This is a genomic window from Amycolatopsis sp. NPDC114503 (assembly GCF_055633655.1).
Map to the genome: position 1 here is coordinate 152,694 of NZ_JBVKDT010000005.1, position 12,627 is coordinate 165,320.

The following is a 12,627-nucleotide window of genomic DNA, read 5'->3' on the forward strand; positions in this document are numbered from 1 at the left end:
GACTCGTTCCCGCGCTGGAACCGAGACTCGCAGCAGTAGCGGTCAGGCAGTGGCCGCTACTTCCGGCATGATCGAAACCATGCGAAAGGTGACCGACGACGAGCGACGGGACCGCATCGGGCTGCGGCACGCATTGGCGACCGCCGCGCCTGGAGTGGAGGCCGCCGTATGCGCGGTCACGTGTTTGCACGCGACCGAGGCCAGCAGCATCTACCTGTCCGCGTACGCCCGGGCCCGCGCCGACCGGGAGTCCATTTCGGACGCATTGTTCGGCCGGCGCACGGTGGTGCGCCAGCTGGCGATGCGGCGGACTGTGTTCGCGTTCCCGGTCGATTTATTCGCTGCGGCAAGGGGAAGCGCATCGGCTCGCGTCGTCCGGCAACTGACCGCACGGCTGGCGAAGGATGCCGAACTGGCTGGGATCGACGATGGTCCGGCTTGGGTCGCCAACCGGTGCGCCGAGGCTCTCGCGGCGATCCGCGAAGAACCCGGCACCGCTTCCCAGCTACGCGCCCGGGTTCCCTCGCTAAGCACACGGATCGCCGCTGAAGGACGGCCCACGGTTCTCGCCCCTGTTGGGTCGCGCGTCCTTTCCGTGCTCGCAGCCGGCGGTTCGGTCGTGCGCGGGGACAACGCCGGTCGCTGGCAGGCGTCGCGTCCAGTGTGGACGGCGGTTGAGCAATGGCTCGGCGAGGATCCGGGTGTGCTGGACGAACGGGAGGGCTACCGGGAGCTGGTGCGGCGGTGGCTGTGGTCGTTCGGGCCGGGGACCGAGGACGATCTGGTGTGGTGGCTCGGCGCGACGAAAACCGCAGTCCGCCGGGCGCTGGACGACGTCGGCGCGACGCCCGCCCTGCTGGAGGACGGAACCCCGGCGTGGCTGCATCCCGACGACGAGGAGGAGGTCCGCCTCGACGGCGACTGGGCGGCGCTCCTCCCGACCCTCGACCCGACGACCATGGGCTGGCGCCGCCGCGACTTCTACCTCGGCGACCATGGACCGCACCTCTTCGACGGCGCGGGCAACGCCGGTCCGACCGCTTGGTGGAACGGGCGGATCGTCGGGACGTGGACGCAGCAGCCGGACGGCGTCGTGGAGATGGTGCCGATCGATCCGTTGCCACGGACCGCGGCGAGGGCGCTGGATGAGGAGGCCGCGAAGCTCACCGCCTGGTTCGACGGTGAGGTGGTGGCGACCGGTTACGTGCCGCCGCTGGTTCAGGGTCGGGTCAGTCGCGGCGGCGGAGCTTCGGGTCGGTAAGCGACGGCGGGGCATACGACACGTCGATCGGGCCCACATCGGCGCCCGGCGCGACGATCTCGTCGATCCGGTCCAGGACATCGTCGTCCAGCCGGGTCTCGGCACCGGCCAGCAGGTCGTCGAGCTGCGGCAATGTCCGAGGGCCGAGGATCGCGGACGTCACGGCGGGATGGTTGACCGCGAACGCCAGCGCCAGATGCGTCAGCGAAAGCCCGGCTTCCTCAGCCACCTTCGCGAATTGCTCGACCGCCGCGTGTTTGCGCTCGTCGCTCATGTGCCGTGGCACGAAACGCAGCTGCGCTTCCCGGAGCCGCTCGCCGCCGGGCCGGTAGCGACCGGTCAGCAGGCCCATCGCGAGCGGACTCCACACCAGGACACCCATGCCGTACCGGTCGCACACCGGCAGGATTTCGCTCTCGATCCCCCGGTTGAGCAGCGAGTACGTCGGCTGCTCGGTCCGCAGCCGGGCCAGCCCCGCGCGTTGCGACACCCATTGGGCTTCGACGATCTCGGACGCCGGGAAGTTCGAGGACCCGACGGCGCGCACCTTCCCGCTGCGCACCAGGTCGGTCAGCGCGGAGAGGGTTTCCTCCAGATCGGTGTCCGGGTCGGGATGGTGGAGCTGGTAGAGGTCGAGGTGGTCGGTTCGCAAGCGCCGCAACGACTGTTCCACCTCCGCGACGATCCAGCGCCGGGAGCTTCCGCCACGGCCCGGGCCCATCGAGCCGTTGACCTTCGTGGCCACCACGACCTCGTCGCGGCGGCCTTTCAACGCCGCGCCAAGGATCTCCTCGGACTCCCCGCCTGGTCCGTAAACGTCGGCGGTGTCAACGAAGTTGATCCCCGCGTCGAGCGCCCGGTGCACCATCCGGACGCACTCGTCGTGATCGGGGTTGCCGATCTTCCCGAATTTCATCGTGCCTAGGCAGTAGGCGCTGACCTTGATCCCGGTCCGCCCCAAAAGCCGCATCTGCATGTGCCGGTTACCTTTCCTGAGCAACGCCACGGTGGCAGGGGAAGCGGCCAGGAAGTGTCCGCTACCGCGCAGAATCTGCGAAGGTGCTCAGGTGACCGACGTCGTGCTACCGCCCCGAATCCGACGCGGAGACCGGGTACGGCTTGTCTCTCCGGCGAGCTGGCCGACTTAACGAGGCCTACCTCGATCCCGGCGTGCGCGCGGTCATCGCGACCCGCGGCGGGGTCGGGGCGTACCGGATCGCGGACGGGATCTTTCGCGGCCGTGCGCGCGGATCCCAAGCCGCTCATGGGGTTCAGCGGCTGCTGTTCGAGACCGAACCCACGACGCTGCGCCGCGACCCGGATTCGCTCACCGCCGCGGTCTCGTTTCCCGGCACCGCTCCGCTGTCAGTCCCGCTCGAAGCTGGACGCGGACACGCTCGCCGTCGGACCGGCGGTCAGCTAGGACCCCCAGCTCAGATGCCGGAAGTGCAGCCCGTTCTTCGACTCCTGCCATTCCCCGACGGTGTCCGGTTCGCGGCCGATCTCCGGCGCGTAGACGTCGCCCTCGAAGGACTCTCGGAGTTCGGTCACCTCGATCCGGTCGGCGAACGGCAGCGACTCCTGATAAATCCGCGCGCCGCCCATCACCCATACGTCACCGTCGGCGGCCGCAAACGCTTGCTCCAGGCCGGGGAACGTTTCCGCGCCGTCCTGCGGCGTGCGGGACACCACGAGGTTCCGCCGTCCCGGCAGCGGCCGGACGCGCTCCGGCAGCGACTCCCACGTGCGCCGTCCCATCAGCACCGTCGCGCCCGCGGTCACGGTGCGGAAGTGCTTCATGTCCTCCGGGATGTGCCACGGCAAGGCGTTGTCGCGGCCGATCACACGGTTCGCCGACTGCGCCCAGATGAGTCCGATCATCAGACGGCCACCGGAGCCTTGATGCCGGGATGCGGGTCGTAGCCCTCCAGCGAGATGTCCTCGTAGCGGTACTCGAACAGGCTCTCGGCCGGCTTCAGGCTCAGCGACGGGAATGGCCGCGCGTCCCGGGAAAGCTGCTTGCGCACCTGCTCGACGTGGTTGTCGTAGATGTGGCAGTCCCCGCCGGTCCAGACGAAATCGCCGACGCGCAGACCGACCTGGTCGGCGATCATGTGCGTCAGCAGGGCGTAGCTCGCGATGTTGAACGGGACGCCGAGGAAGAGGTCGGCGCTGCGCTGGTAGAGCTGGCAGGACAGTTCGCCGTTGGCCACGTAGAACTGGAAGAACGCGTGGCACGGCGGCAGCGCCATCTGCGGGATGTCCCCGACATTCCACGCCGACACGATGATCCGCCGCGAATCCGGGTTCTCGCGCAGAGTGCGCAGGACCTCGCTGATCTGGTCGACCTGCCCGCCGTCGGGCGTCGGCCAGGACCGCCACTGGACTCCGTAGACCGGGCCGAGGTCGCCGTCCGGGGCGGCCCATTCGTCCCAGATCGTGACGCCGTGGTCACGCAGCCAGGTGACGTTCGAGTCGCCGCGCAGGAACCACAGCAATTCGTACGCGATGGAGCGGAAGTGCACCTTTTTCGTGGTGATCAGCGGGAATCCGTCGGCCAGCCGGTAGCGCAGCTGGTGCCCGAAAATCGACCGGGTGCCCGTACCGGTGCGATCCCCCTTCCGGGCTCCCGTGTCGAGCACGTGCTGAAGCAGGTCTTCGTACTGCGTGTCCGGCATGGCTGCCGATGTTAGTCGAGACAGCGCCGTGTCAGCCGGATATCAGCCGCGGCGGTGACGCTGGTCGCACCACCACCCAGAGGGGGATCTTGATGACACGCCCGCCCGGCCTGCCGCTCGACCGCGACGCAGGCCCGTTCGCCCCGCCGTCCGCCATCACCCGGCTGCGGGAGATCCGGCCGGTGAGCCCGCTGAAGTTCCCGGACGGGCACGACGGCTGGCTGGTCACCGGCTACGACGCGGTCCGCCAGGCACTGGCCGACCCGCGGTTCAGCTCGCGCCAGGACCTCGGCCCGCTGCATGTGCCCTACGAAACGCCGAACATGTCCGAGACGCTGGACGCGCCCGTCGCGTCGCCCCAGACGCCGGGCGGGTTCGTCACGATGGACCCGCCGGACCACGCCCGGCTGCGCAGGAAGCTCACCGGCACGTTCACCGTCAACCGGATGAAACGGCTCGAGGAGCACATCACCGAAATCGTGGAGCGCCAGCTCGACCATCTCGCGGATCTCACGCCGCCAGTCGATCTGGTTGCGGAATTCGCGCTTCCGGTGCCGTCGCTGGTCATCTGCGAAATGCTGGGCGTCCCGTATTCCGACCGCGACATGTTCCAGAAGAACATCGCGCAATTCATGATCCGGGACCAGAGCATCGAGGACAAGACAATCGCCTGGACGGAGATCAATTCGTATCTCCGAACACTCGCGGCAGGCAAGCGCGCGAACCCCGGCTCCGACATCCTGTCCGACCTGGCCCACGACGACGACGTGAGCCTCGAGGAACTCGTCGGGATCGGCTTCCTGCTGCTGCTCGCCGGACACGAGACGACGGCGAACGTGCTCGCGCTCGGCACTTTCGCCCTGCTGGAAAACCCGGAGCAACTGGACGCGCTGCGCGCCGATCCGGATCTGATCCCCGGCGCGGTCGAGGAATTGATGCGCTATCTCGCGGTGGTCGACGTCCTGTTCCGCTACGCGTCCGAAGAACTCGAACTCGGCGGCGAAAAGATCCCCAAAGGGTCGACCGTTCTCATTTCGATCCTGGCCGCCAATCGCGATCCTTCGCATTTTCCCGAAGGCGATGCCCTCGACGTCGAGCGGAATGCCCGCACACATCTGTCTTTCGGCCACGGCGTGCACCAATGCCTCGGCCAGCAGCTCGCCCGGATCGAAATGCGTGCCGGATTCGCCAGACTGCTGCGCCGCTTCCCGACGCTCGCGCTCGCCGTCCCGCCGAGCGACGTGCCGCTGCGGACCGCCATGAACATCTACGGCGTTCACGAGCTGCCCGTGACCTGGTGAAACCGCATCGTCAACGGATCAGTTGACGCATTCGACGTCAACCTATACGTTGACGAACATGACCGACTCCGTGCAGGCGATGGCGACCAGGTACTTCCGGCAACGCGAAAACCCGTTCCTCAGCGAACTGGTGCGCACCGCGAGATCCGGGCGCCACCCCGGCGAAGACCTCAGCGCCGAGAACGCGGCGGGGGCGTTGCACCTGGTCCCGGACGTCCGAGACGACCTGGACCGGGCGGAGGTCACGCTGATCGAATCGGTTCTCGACCGCGGCTGGACCTGGGAACAGCTGGGGGCGGAGTACGGCAACCGGTCCAAACAGGCGATGCAGCAGCACTATCGGCGGCGCGGCGGGACCCGTTCCTGGCCGCCGAGGGAACGCCCGCCGCGCACCGAATCGCCGCACCGGCTGACCGACGAGGACCTCGACCCGGCCGACGTGGCGAACGTGCGCGAGGCGATCAGCGCCCTGCTCGCCACCGCGCACGACGTCGCCGAAACCCACACCGTCGACGGGGTGTGGACCGCGGGCGAACCGATCCTGGAGGAGATCTCGACGATCGGGCTGGATCCGTTGCCCCGCTTGGAAGTCGCGTGCCGCGCAGCGGCCGGGGCCATCTCGGACATGGTCGTCGCGGGATGGGAACGCCGCGATCCGGGACGGGAGGAGCGGCGGCGGCAGTCGTGGACGGTGCGGCTCGAGGACGAGATGCGGGACATGGCGTCCTGGCTCGACCGGGACCCGCAAGGACGGCTCCTCCCCCGCGTCGACCGCCCGCTGACCGTCGGGACGACCACCGCCGTACGGGCGGACCACGTCGAAATCGCCGCCGAGGACGTCGAGCAGGTGCAGGAGTCGATCAGCCTGACCCTCGACCGGCTCGAAGCCCACCGAGCGGTGTTCGACCAGGTCATCGACGAACTGCGGCGACGGCAGGCCGAACTGTCCTGAGTGGATTCACCGGGACTGCGGCCACTTGTCCCACGGCCGCTCCTTGTCCTTCGCGAACGGTACGTCCGAGAGCAGCCCGCGCGGGATGAGCACCAGCGCTTCGCCCGCGAAGCTGACCCCGATCGCGAGCTGATGCGGCCGCGCCTGTTCGTGCATGCCGAATTTCACTGCCAGCACAGTGAATCCGATCGACACGGCCACGCCGAGCACGAACAGCGCGAGGCTCGATTTCCGGTAGCGCTGCCACAACTCGCCCTTCTTCGCATACAGCCGGATCGTCGCACCGCGCGCCGCGCCGAAGGCGAGACCGACCGCGCAACTGCCGACGATCCACCACACGTCAGTGCCGGTCAGCCCGTTGAACCCAACCACGCCCGCGCCGCCGATGGCGATCAGCACCACCGGCGGCGCGACGGTGTCACGCCAGTTCAACGGCTCCCCGAGCATCCGGAACACCAGCATCACCACGGCGCCGACGACCAAGCTCACGAGCACCCACCCGCTCATCGCGGATCCCCCTCCGCCAAACGCCTGACCTCGTGAGTGCTCGCGCCGGTTAGAACCGGCACCGTCACGCACGAGCCCCAGCACCCCGTATTTAGCACCTTCATGCTAAATCCATCGTGGCACCACCGTGCTATAAACGCAACCATGCCCAAGATCGTGGTCCCGGAGGACCGGCGGAAGGCCGTGAGCGAAGCCGCGGTCCGGGTCGTCCGCCGCTGCGGCGTCGAGGGCGCGACGCTCGGCAACGTGGCCAAGGAAGCAGGCCTCGCGATCGGGTCGATCCGGCATTACTTCGCCGACCACGAGGCGATGATGCTCTTCACCATGGACCAGCTCGGCCGCCGGATCGGCGAGCGCGTCGCGGTCCGCGCGGACCTGCTCCTCAAGGCGAACACCGACCGCCGGACGCTGGTCGAAGACCTGCTCTCCGAGTTCCTCCCGCTCGACGACGACCGCCGGGACGAGGCGGTCGCGTGGCTGGCGTTCACCGTCGCCGCGCGCACCCGGCCGGCGTTCCGCGCGAGCGCCGACGCCCAGCACCAATACCTGCGCGACCTGATCACCCGGATCCTGCGCGAGGCCGCCGCGCTCGGCAGGCTCTCCGAGGAACTGGACCTGACCGTCGAGTCGGTCCGGCTTTCCGCATTGCTCGACGGATTGACCATGCAAGCGGTGCTGCACCCGGAATCGACGCCCCCGGAATTGCTCCGGAAAGCGCTGCGGCAAAGCCTGCCGTAATCCCGGTTCCCTTGTGGGCCAACATCCCCGCAGCGCGATTCATCGGGTGTGAACGCGCTGTGAATATTGCGAATTACCTGTCGCCGCGACGCGCGAAACCGCGGCGGTGCTAGCCGTTTCCCCGCGCAACCGGCTGTGAACACTCACACCGCGTGCCGGGGCCGTTGCTCTGCGGGAACGAGCGAGCACACAGTGATGCTCGGCCGGGTCACCCCGGCAAGCTCCCTTCCCCGTCTGGCACAAGGAGATTCGATGGATTACCGACCCACCCGGCGGACAGTCCGGATTACGGTGGCGACCGGGGCAGCCGCGCTTGCCGTGGCACTGCTGCCGGGCACCGCGCTGGCCCAGTCGACCAACGACGCGAATCAGCCGAACGGCCTCATCAAGACCGCCACGCACACCCAGGTGCGCGAAGTGCAGCCGCTCGGCGGGCACCTGAACCGCGCGGCGCTGCCCGCGTCGAAGCAGCTCACGTACAACCAGCAGGTACAGGAAAACGACCAGTGGTGCTGGGCCGCGGACGGCTCCAGCATCGAGCAGTCCCAAGGCGGCACCGCCTCGCAGGCCGATTTCTGCGCGGCGGGCAAGGGAACCCAGTCCGGGTACTGCCCGAACGAAGGCGGGCAGATCTCGGAGATCGTGCAGGGCTTCCAGGGCACCGGATTCTCCGCGGAGAGCGCCAACGGGCCGATCAGCTACGACTCGGTCCAGAACCAGGTCAACTCCGGAATTCTCAACCTGACCGGGATCTACTGGACCTCCGGCGGCGGGCACGCCGAGGTGATCTACGGATACGACAGCGCCAACAACTCGATCATGGTCGGCGACCCGTGGCCCAGCTACGAGCGCTACCAGACCTGGGACTACACCCAGTACCAGAGCAACGCCCAGTTCACCTGGAACGACACCATCGTCAACATCAAGAAGGGCTGACGAGCCGCCATGGGTGAGATCTGCCGGAAGTTCGCCGCCGGCGCGGCGATCGCGGTCGCGGCGCTCCTGTCCGCCGGTCCCGCCGAGGCCGCCGGGGCCTCGTGGGTCGCGCTGCCGTCGGAGCAGGACGTCGCGGCCGCGGTCAAAGCCGCGGAAACGGCGCGCGCGATCAGTTTCGCCACGTCGAACTTCCGGCAGGTCGGCCACGGCGAGCCCGGCCGGATCACGGTCGGGCACAAGGGAATCCCGGTCTACACGCTCAATCCCGACTTCGTCGCGGCGAAGCCGGGAGCCCCGGCCGGAGTGCTGCGGTCGATCGCGGTGACGGCCACCTCGGCCACCGGCGCGAAAGCCACCCTCCGCGCCGCGCCCGACCACGCCGCGCCGAGCGGCTGGTCGGTCGGGAACGTGTTGTCCGGCAACGACGAGGAGACGCTCAGCGCCCGGCTGCGCCCGGGTTCGGTGCTGCTGAACGAACCGCAGATCAACGGCTGGTACGACCTCGGCCGCGACGGCGTCGTGCTCCTGCAGGCCAGCCTTCCCCAGTCGCCGGTCGGCCAGTTCACGCCGATCGCCGACTACGAGCAGCAGGTGCATTCCCGCTACGCCGACAAACTGCCCGGCTCGAATTACCAGCGCGGCGGCGGAATCGGGTTCAAGCAGACCCTCCAGCGCGACACCGGGCCCGCCGGTTCGCTGACCGTCGGGCTGATCGTGCTCGGCTCCGCGGTGGCGGCGGGCGGCGCGTTCCTGTTGTGGCGCTGGACGAAACGGCGGATCAGTCCCAAATGAGATCGACCCCGGCGATGCCTACGCCGAGTTCCTCGAAGTAGGCGCTGACCGTGTTCCCCGGCCCGCAGAACAGCGGCTCGCGGACGAGCAGCTCCAGGTCTTCCCTGGGCCGGACGGTCCGCAGGCAGCGCGCGGGCAGCGCGGCCGGGTCGAAGCGCAGCCGCAGCAGGTACGCCGACATGCGGGAGCGCACGACCCGGTGGAAACTCCCCGGCCGGACCGAGGCGGCGGGACGCAGCGTGAACCCGAACGTGTGCGTCTCCCCCTCGGCGAGGCCGCGGTCGAAGAGCACCTCGAACACCATCCCCGCCGAGCGCATGCTGCGCCGCACCCGCCCGACCCGGCAGCCGTCGACCGCGATGATCTCCGTCGCCGTGACGTCGCTGCCGTCCTCGTCCTGGTGCGTGACCAGGAAACTGTCCGGACCGGATCTTCGGGCCCGCACCACCATGGTCGACGAGATCTCCTCGGTCCGGCCTTCCGCACCGAGGGTCAGCACGTCGACGACCGTCGCGACGTCCAGGTCGGCGTTCTCCTCGACGCCGGGCGTTCCGCTCAGCTCGTCACGCAGCGCAAACGTTTCCGCCCAGCTCTGCTGGAGTTCCGGCAGCGACGGCCTGCGGTCGGCGTCCGCGGTCCGATGCGGCCCGATCAGCACGACCAGGCTGTCCGGCGGCAGGTTCAGCACCGACTCCAGAGCGCGCACGACGTCGAGCGACCGTGGCGCGGACGGACTGCGCAGGCCGCGCTGCCAGTAACTCAGCGTGGACTCCGCGACCGAAACCCCATGCGCGGCAAGGTGCGCGCGAAGCCGCGAAAGGGACAGCCCGCGCCGGTCGACGGCCTCGGACAACGCGCGGTGAAACGGGCCGGACCGGACTGTTCGCGACGACCACCGGACCGCCAAGCTCTGCTGCTGCATCTGGCTTCCCCTGCTCGTGCCGAATAGCTGTTCAGCATGAGCAGTTCGTGACCGGGCAACAACCGCCCATGGTCGAGAATCGGACATTTCCCCCGGCCTGGGGAGGCTCAGCCGTCCTCGAGTGTCCGCCAGATGCCCGCCAGAAGGCGCAGCTGCTCGTCGTCCAGCCGGTCGAAGAACAGCGTCCGCAGGTCTTCGTGATGCCGGCGGCGGGCTTTGCGGATCAGCGCGCGGCCCTGCGCGGTCAAAACGGCGTCGAAGCTGCGGGCGTCCACGGCCGATTGGCGGCGTTCGATGAGACCACGGCTGACGAGGCGGTCGGCCAGCCGGGTGAAGCCGCCGGTGGACATCAGCCGGCGCTGAGCGAGGTCAGTCATCCGCATGCCCGCGTCGCCGGCCTCGGCCAACAGGGCTAGCACGCTGTACTCCGCCATGCTCACGTTCAGCGGCGCGAGCCCGTCCGCCAGCGCGCGCCACAGCCGCTCGTGCGTGAAGAGGAATCCGCTCCACGCCTCCTGCTCCAGGTCTCGCAGCCCGTCGCTCGCCATGGCGACACGGTAGCCGGGACCCGGCAAACGGGTGACCACGGCTGCCTCCGGAAATAGTTGTCTGCGCAGACAGGTTAATTCCGGCAGGCTCGGCCGCGAGGCGCGACCGGGCGCCGGAAAGGAGCACCGACCATGGCTGAACTGCGGACCGCCCAGGCCACTGAAGCGCGGCCGTTCGAAATCGGCATCCTGACCTTCGGAGAACTCACCCAAGACCCGGTTTCCGGGGCGCTCCCCTCGCCGCGGCAGCGGGCGCGCGAAACGATCGAGCAGGCGCAGCTCGCTGACCAGGTCGGACTGGACGTCTTCGGCGTCGGCGAGCACCACCGCACCGACTTCGTCGGGTCCGCGCCCACGATCCTGCTCGCCGCGGCGGCCGAGCGCACCGAGCGGATCCGGCTGACCAGCGCGGTGACCGTGCTGAGTTCCGAGGACCCGGTGCGGGTGTGGGAGCAGTTCGCGACCATCGACCTGCTGTCCGCGGGTCGCGCCGAGATCATCGCGGGCCGCGGCTCGTACACCGAGTCCTTCCCGCTCTTCGGCTACGACCTCGCCGATTACGCCGATCTCTTCCGCGAGAAGCTCGACCTCCTGCTGGCGATTCGCGAGCAGAACCCGTTGACCTGGAAGGGAAAGTTCCGCGCGCCACTCGATGCCGCCGACATCGCGCCGCGTGCCGACGGCCTGCCGATCTGGGTGGGCGTCGGCGGATCCGCGGCCTCGGCGGTCAGCACCGGGCGACGCGGACTGCCGATGGCGATGGCGTTGCTGCTGGGACCGTTGACGCAGCACGAGCAGACCGCCGCGCTTTACCGGCAGGCGGCGCGGGAAGCCGGGCACGATCCGGCGTCGATCAGCATCAACGTGCACGGGTATGTCGGGCGCACCAGCCAGGAAGCACGCGAGACCATGTATCCCTACTTCGCGCAGGGCATGCTGGAGAACAACCATCAGCGCGGCGAAGGGATGCGGCTGCCCCGGTCCGCCTTTGACGCGCAGGCCTCGCCCGGATCGGGGCTGCTGGCGGGAAGTTCGGCGGAGCTGATCGAGAAACTGCTTGCCTACCATGAGTTTTACGGTCTGAACCGGGTCTTGGTCCAGCTCGGTTTCGGCGGAATGCCGCAGAAGGAACATCTCGCGGCGATCGAACGGCTCGGCACCGAGGTCGCTCCGGTCGTGCGGCGGGAGATCGCGTCGTGAGCGGGCTGCGAGCGGCGGTCGTCAACGGGAGCCCGAGCCAGCCGTCCAAGACGATGGGACTGGTGGACGTCATCCTGGAAACCCTCGGCGAGCTGGTCCCCATGACGACGACCCGGATCGACGTCTACCGGCTGGGACTTGCCGGATCGATCGAGCGCGCGGACGTGCCGCCGGACGTCGAGGCCGCGTTGCGGACCGCCGAAAAAGCCGACCTGCTGATCGCGGCGACCCCCGTGTTCCGCGGCTCGTATCCCGGGATGTTCAAGCAGTTCTTCGATCTCGTCGACCAGTACGCGCTCGTCGACAAACCCGTCCTGCTGGCCGCGACCGGCGGCGGCGATCATCACGCGCTGGTGCTGGAACACGCGCTGCGGCCGTTGTTCGGATTCTTCCAGGCCCTGACGCTGCCGGTCGCGATCTTCGCTTCCGGCGGGGACTTCGACGGAACCGTGCTGTTGAATCCTCGCGTGCACGGGCGGATTCAGATCGCGGCCGAGTCCGCGGTCCGGTTCCTTCCGGTTCCTGCCTGAGCCCGAGTTCCCGGCGGCAGGAACGGCAGCAACGCAGCCAGTAAGGCTTCTGCCGTTCCGCCGCCGTTCAGCACGAGCAGTTCGCGACCGCCGTTCCTGGTCGGCAACCAGACATTTCCCCCGAGCCACCGGATGCCGCCACCCCTGCAGCGCACAGTCCGCGAACGCCGTCGCGTACTGTCCACCTGCGGCAATCCGCAGGCCCTGGCCAATTTGACACTGATACTTTTCACCTGTCAGTCTAGACTGACAGCTTGGACGA

At 68.7% G+C, this 12,627-nt stretch carries 14 protein-coding genes; 8 read left to right on the top strand and 6 right to left on the bottom strand.

Going from position 1 to position 12,627, the window contains the following annotated elements:
• Nucleotides 1-79 precede the first annotated feature (79 nt).
• The gene (locus ACZ7OI_RS22435; RefSeq protein WP_470266133.1) at nt 80-1,261 is read left to right on the top strand and encodes a winged helix DNA-binding domain-containing protein; all 1,182 of its coding nucleotides are present in this window, start codon (nt 80-82) and stop codon (nt 1,259-1,261) included.
• Here the strand turns inward: ACZ7OI_RS22435 and ACZ7OI_RS22440 are convergent.
• The 3 genes from ACZ7OI_RS22440 to ACZ7OI_RS22450 form a co-directional block, all read right to left on the bottom strand.
• Complete coding sequence (locus tag ACZ7OI_RS22440; protein ID WP_470266134.1) at nt 1,230-2,237, bottom strand: aldo/keto reductase; 1,008 nt, start codon at nt 2,235-2,237, stop codon at nt 1,230-1,232. The genes ACZ7OI_RS22435 and ACZ7OI_RS22440 overlap by 32 nt on opposite strands.
• A gap of 443 nt (nt 2,238-2,680) precedes the next feature.
• Nucleotides 2,681-3,142: a dihydrofolate reductase gene (locus tag ACZ7OI_RS22445; protein WP_470266135.1), complete on the bottom strand. Its 462-nt coding sequence runs from the start codon at nt 3,140-3,142 to the stop codon at nt 2,681-2,683.
• Nucleotides 3,142-3,939, bottom strand: coding sequence for a thymidylate synthase (locus ACZ7OI_RS22450; protein ID WP_470266136.1), 798 nt, complete (start codon nt 3,937-3,939; stop codon nt 3,142-3,144). The genes ACZ7OI_RS22445 and ACZ7OI_RS22450 overlap by 1 nt, the downstream gene beginning before the upstream one ends.
• Before the next feature lie 92 nt (nt 3,940-4,031).
• On the opposite strand from ACZ7OI_RS22450, the gene ACZ7OI_RS22455 reads away from it, so the two are divergent.
• Together ACZ7OI_RS22455 and ACZ7OI_RS22460 are read left to right on the top strand one after the other, a co-directional pair.
• Nucleotides 4,032-5,240 carry a cytochrome P450 gene (locus ACZ7OI_RS22455; RefSeq protein WP_470266137.1) on the top strand — a complete coding sequence of 403 codons (1,209 nt, stop codon included), beginning with the start codon at nt 4,032-4,034 and terminating at the stop codon, nt 5,238-5,240.
• A 58-nt stretch (nt 5,241-5,298) separates the two neighbouring features.
• Nucleotides 5,299-6,192 carry a hypothetical protein gene (locus ACZ7OI_RS22460; RefSeq protein WP_470266138.1) on the top strand — a complete coding sequence of 298 codons (894 nt, stop codon included), beginning with the start codon at nt 5,299-5,301 and terminating at the stop codon, nt 6,190-6,192.
• A gap of 6 nt (nt 6,193-6,198) precedes the next feature.
• Here ACZ7OI_RS22460 and ACZ7OI_RS22465 read toward each other — a convergent pair whose 3' ends face one another.
• Entirely contained in the window at nt 6,199-6,699 is a 501-nt protein-coding gene (locus ACZ7OI_RS22465) for a DUF1453 domain-containing protein (protein ID WP_470266139.1), read from the bottom strand.
• A gap of 144 nt (nt 6,700-6,843) precedes the next feature.
• Between ACZ7OI_RS22465 and ACZ7OI_RS22470 the strand changes: the two genes are divergently transcribed.
• From ACZ7OI_RS22470 to ACZ7OI_RS22480, 3 genes are all read left to right on the top strand, one after another.
• Complete coding sequence (locus ACZ7OI_RS22470) at nt 6,844-7,437, top strand: TetR/AcrR family transcriptional regulator (protein ID WP_470266140.1); 594 nt, start codon at nt 6,844-6,846, stop codon at nt 7,435-7,437.
• 252 nt (nt 7,438-7,689) lie between these two features.
• A complete protein-coding gene (locus ACZ7OI_RS22475; protein WP_470266141.1) occupies nt 7,690-8,373 on the top strand; it encodes a papain-like cysteine protease family protein in 684 nt (227 codons plus the stop codon).
• A gap of 9 nt (nt 8,374-8,382) precedes the next feature.
• On the top strand, nt 8,383-9,165 hold the full coding sequence (locus tag ACZ7OI_RS22480) for a hypothetical protein (RefSeq protein ID WP_470266142.1): 783 nt from the start codon (nt 8,383-8,385) through the stop codon (nt 9,163-9,165).
• Here the strand turns inward: ACZ7OI_RS22480 and ACZ7OI_RS22485 are convergent.
• Both ACZ7OI_RS22485 and ACZ7OI_RS22490 read right to left on the bottom strand, forming a co-directional pair.
• Nucleotides 9,152-10,087, bottom strand: a complete 936-nt coding sequence (locus tag ACZ7OI_RS22485) for a helix-turn-helix domain-containing protein (RefSeq protein WP_470266143.1) — start codon at nt 10,085-10,087, stop codon at nt 9,152-9,154. The two genes, ACZ7OI_RS22480 and ACZ7OI_RS22485, sit on opposite strands and share 14 nt — an antisense overlap.
• Nucleotides 10,088-10,194: 107 nt before the next feature.
• On the bottom strand, nt 10,195-10,635 hold the full coding sequence (locus ACZ7OI_RS22490; protein ID WP_344271278.1) for a MarR family winged helix-turn-helix transcriptional regulator: 441 nt from the start codon (nt 10,633-10,635) through the stop codon (nt 10,195-10,197).
• Between the two features lie 132 nt (nt 10,636-10,767).
• Here ACZ7OI_RS22490 and ACZ7OI_RS22495 point away from each other — a divergent pair, with 132 nt between their 5' ends.
• Together ACZ7OI_RS22495 and ACZ7OI_RS22500 are read left to right on the top strand one after the other, a co-directional pair.
• Nucleotides 10,768-11,835, top strand: a complete 1,068-nt coding sequence (locus ACZ7OI_RS22495) for an LLM class flavin-dependent oxidoreductase (RefSeq protein WP_470266144.1) — start codon at nt 10,768-10,770, stop codon at nt 11,833-11,835.
• Nucleotides 11,832-12,365, top strand: a complete 534-nt coding sequence (locus tag ACZ7OI_RS22500) for an NAD(P)H-dependent oxidoreductase (protein WP_470266145.1) — start codon at nt 11,832-11,834, stop codon at nt 12,363-12,365. The genes ACZ7OI_RS22495 and ACZ7OI_RS22500 overlap by 4 nt, the downstream gene beginning before the upstream one ends.
• The last annotated feature ends 262 nt before the right edge of the window (nt 12,366-12,627 follow it).

What these genes read in the sequence shown, in the direction of transcription:
- ACZ7OI_RS22435 (WP_470266133.1), top strand. Translation starts at nt 80, where the DNA reads ATGCGAAAGGTGACCGACGACGAGCGACGGGACCGCATCGGGCTGCGG.
- ACZ7OI_RS22440 (WP_470266134.1), bottom strand. Translation starts at nt 2,237, where the DNA reads ATGCAGATGCGGCTTTTGGGGCGGACCGGGATCAAGGTCAGCGCCTAC.
- ACZ7OI_RS22445 (WP_470266135.1), bottom strand. Translation starts at nt 3,142, where the DNA reads ATGATCGGACTCATCTGGGCGCAGTCGGCGAACCGTGTGATCGGCCGC.
- ACZ7OI_RS22450 (WP_470266136.1), bottom strand. Translation starts at nt 3,939, where the DNA reads ATGCCGGACACGCAGTACGAAGACCTGCTTCAGCACGTGCTCGACACG.
- ACZ7OI_RS22455 (WP_470266137.1), top strand. Translation starts at nt 4,032, where the DNA reads ATGACACGCCCGCCCGGCCTGCCGCTCGACCGCGACGCAGGCCCGTTC.
- ACZ7OI_RS22460 (WP_470266138.1), top strand. Translation starts at nt 5,299, where the DNA reads ATGACCGACTCCGTGCAGGCGATGGCGACCAGGTACTTCCGGCAACGC.
- ACZ7OI_RS22465 (WP_470266139.1), bottom strand. Translation starts at nt 6,699, where the DNA reads ATGAGCGGGTGGGTGCTCGTGAGCTTGGTCGTCGGCGCCGTGGTGATG.
- ACZ7OI_RS22470 (WP_470266140.1), top strand. Translation starts at nt 6,844, where the DNA reads ATGCCCAAGATCGTGGTCCCGGAGGACCGGCGGAAGGCCGTGAGCGAA.
- ACZ7OI_RS22475 (WP_470266141.1), top strand. Translation starts at nt 7,690, where the DNA reads ATGGATTACCGACCCACCCGGCGGACAGTCCGGATTACGGTGGCGACC.
- ACZ7OI_RS22480 (WP_470266142.1), top strand. Translation starts at nt 8,383, where the DNA reads ATGGGTGAGATCTGCCGGAAGTTCGCCGCCGGCGCGGCGATCGCGGTC.
- ACZ7OI_RS22485 (WP_470266143.1), bottom strand. Translation starts at nt 10,087, where the DNA reads ATGCAGCAGCAGAGCTTGGCGGTCCGGTGGTCGTCGCGAACAGTCCGG.
- ACZ7OI_RS22490 (WP_344271278.1), bottom strand. Translation starts at nt 10,635, where the DNA reads ATGGCGAGCGACGGGCTGCGAGACCTGGAGCAGGAGGCGTGGAGCGGA.
- ACZ7OI_RS22495 (WP_470266144.1), top strand. Translation starts at nt 10,768, where the DNA reads ATGGCTGAACTGCGGACCGCCCAGGCCACTGAAGCGCGGCCGTTCGAA.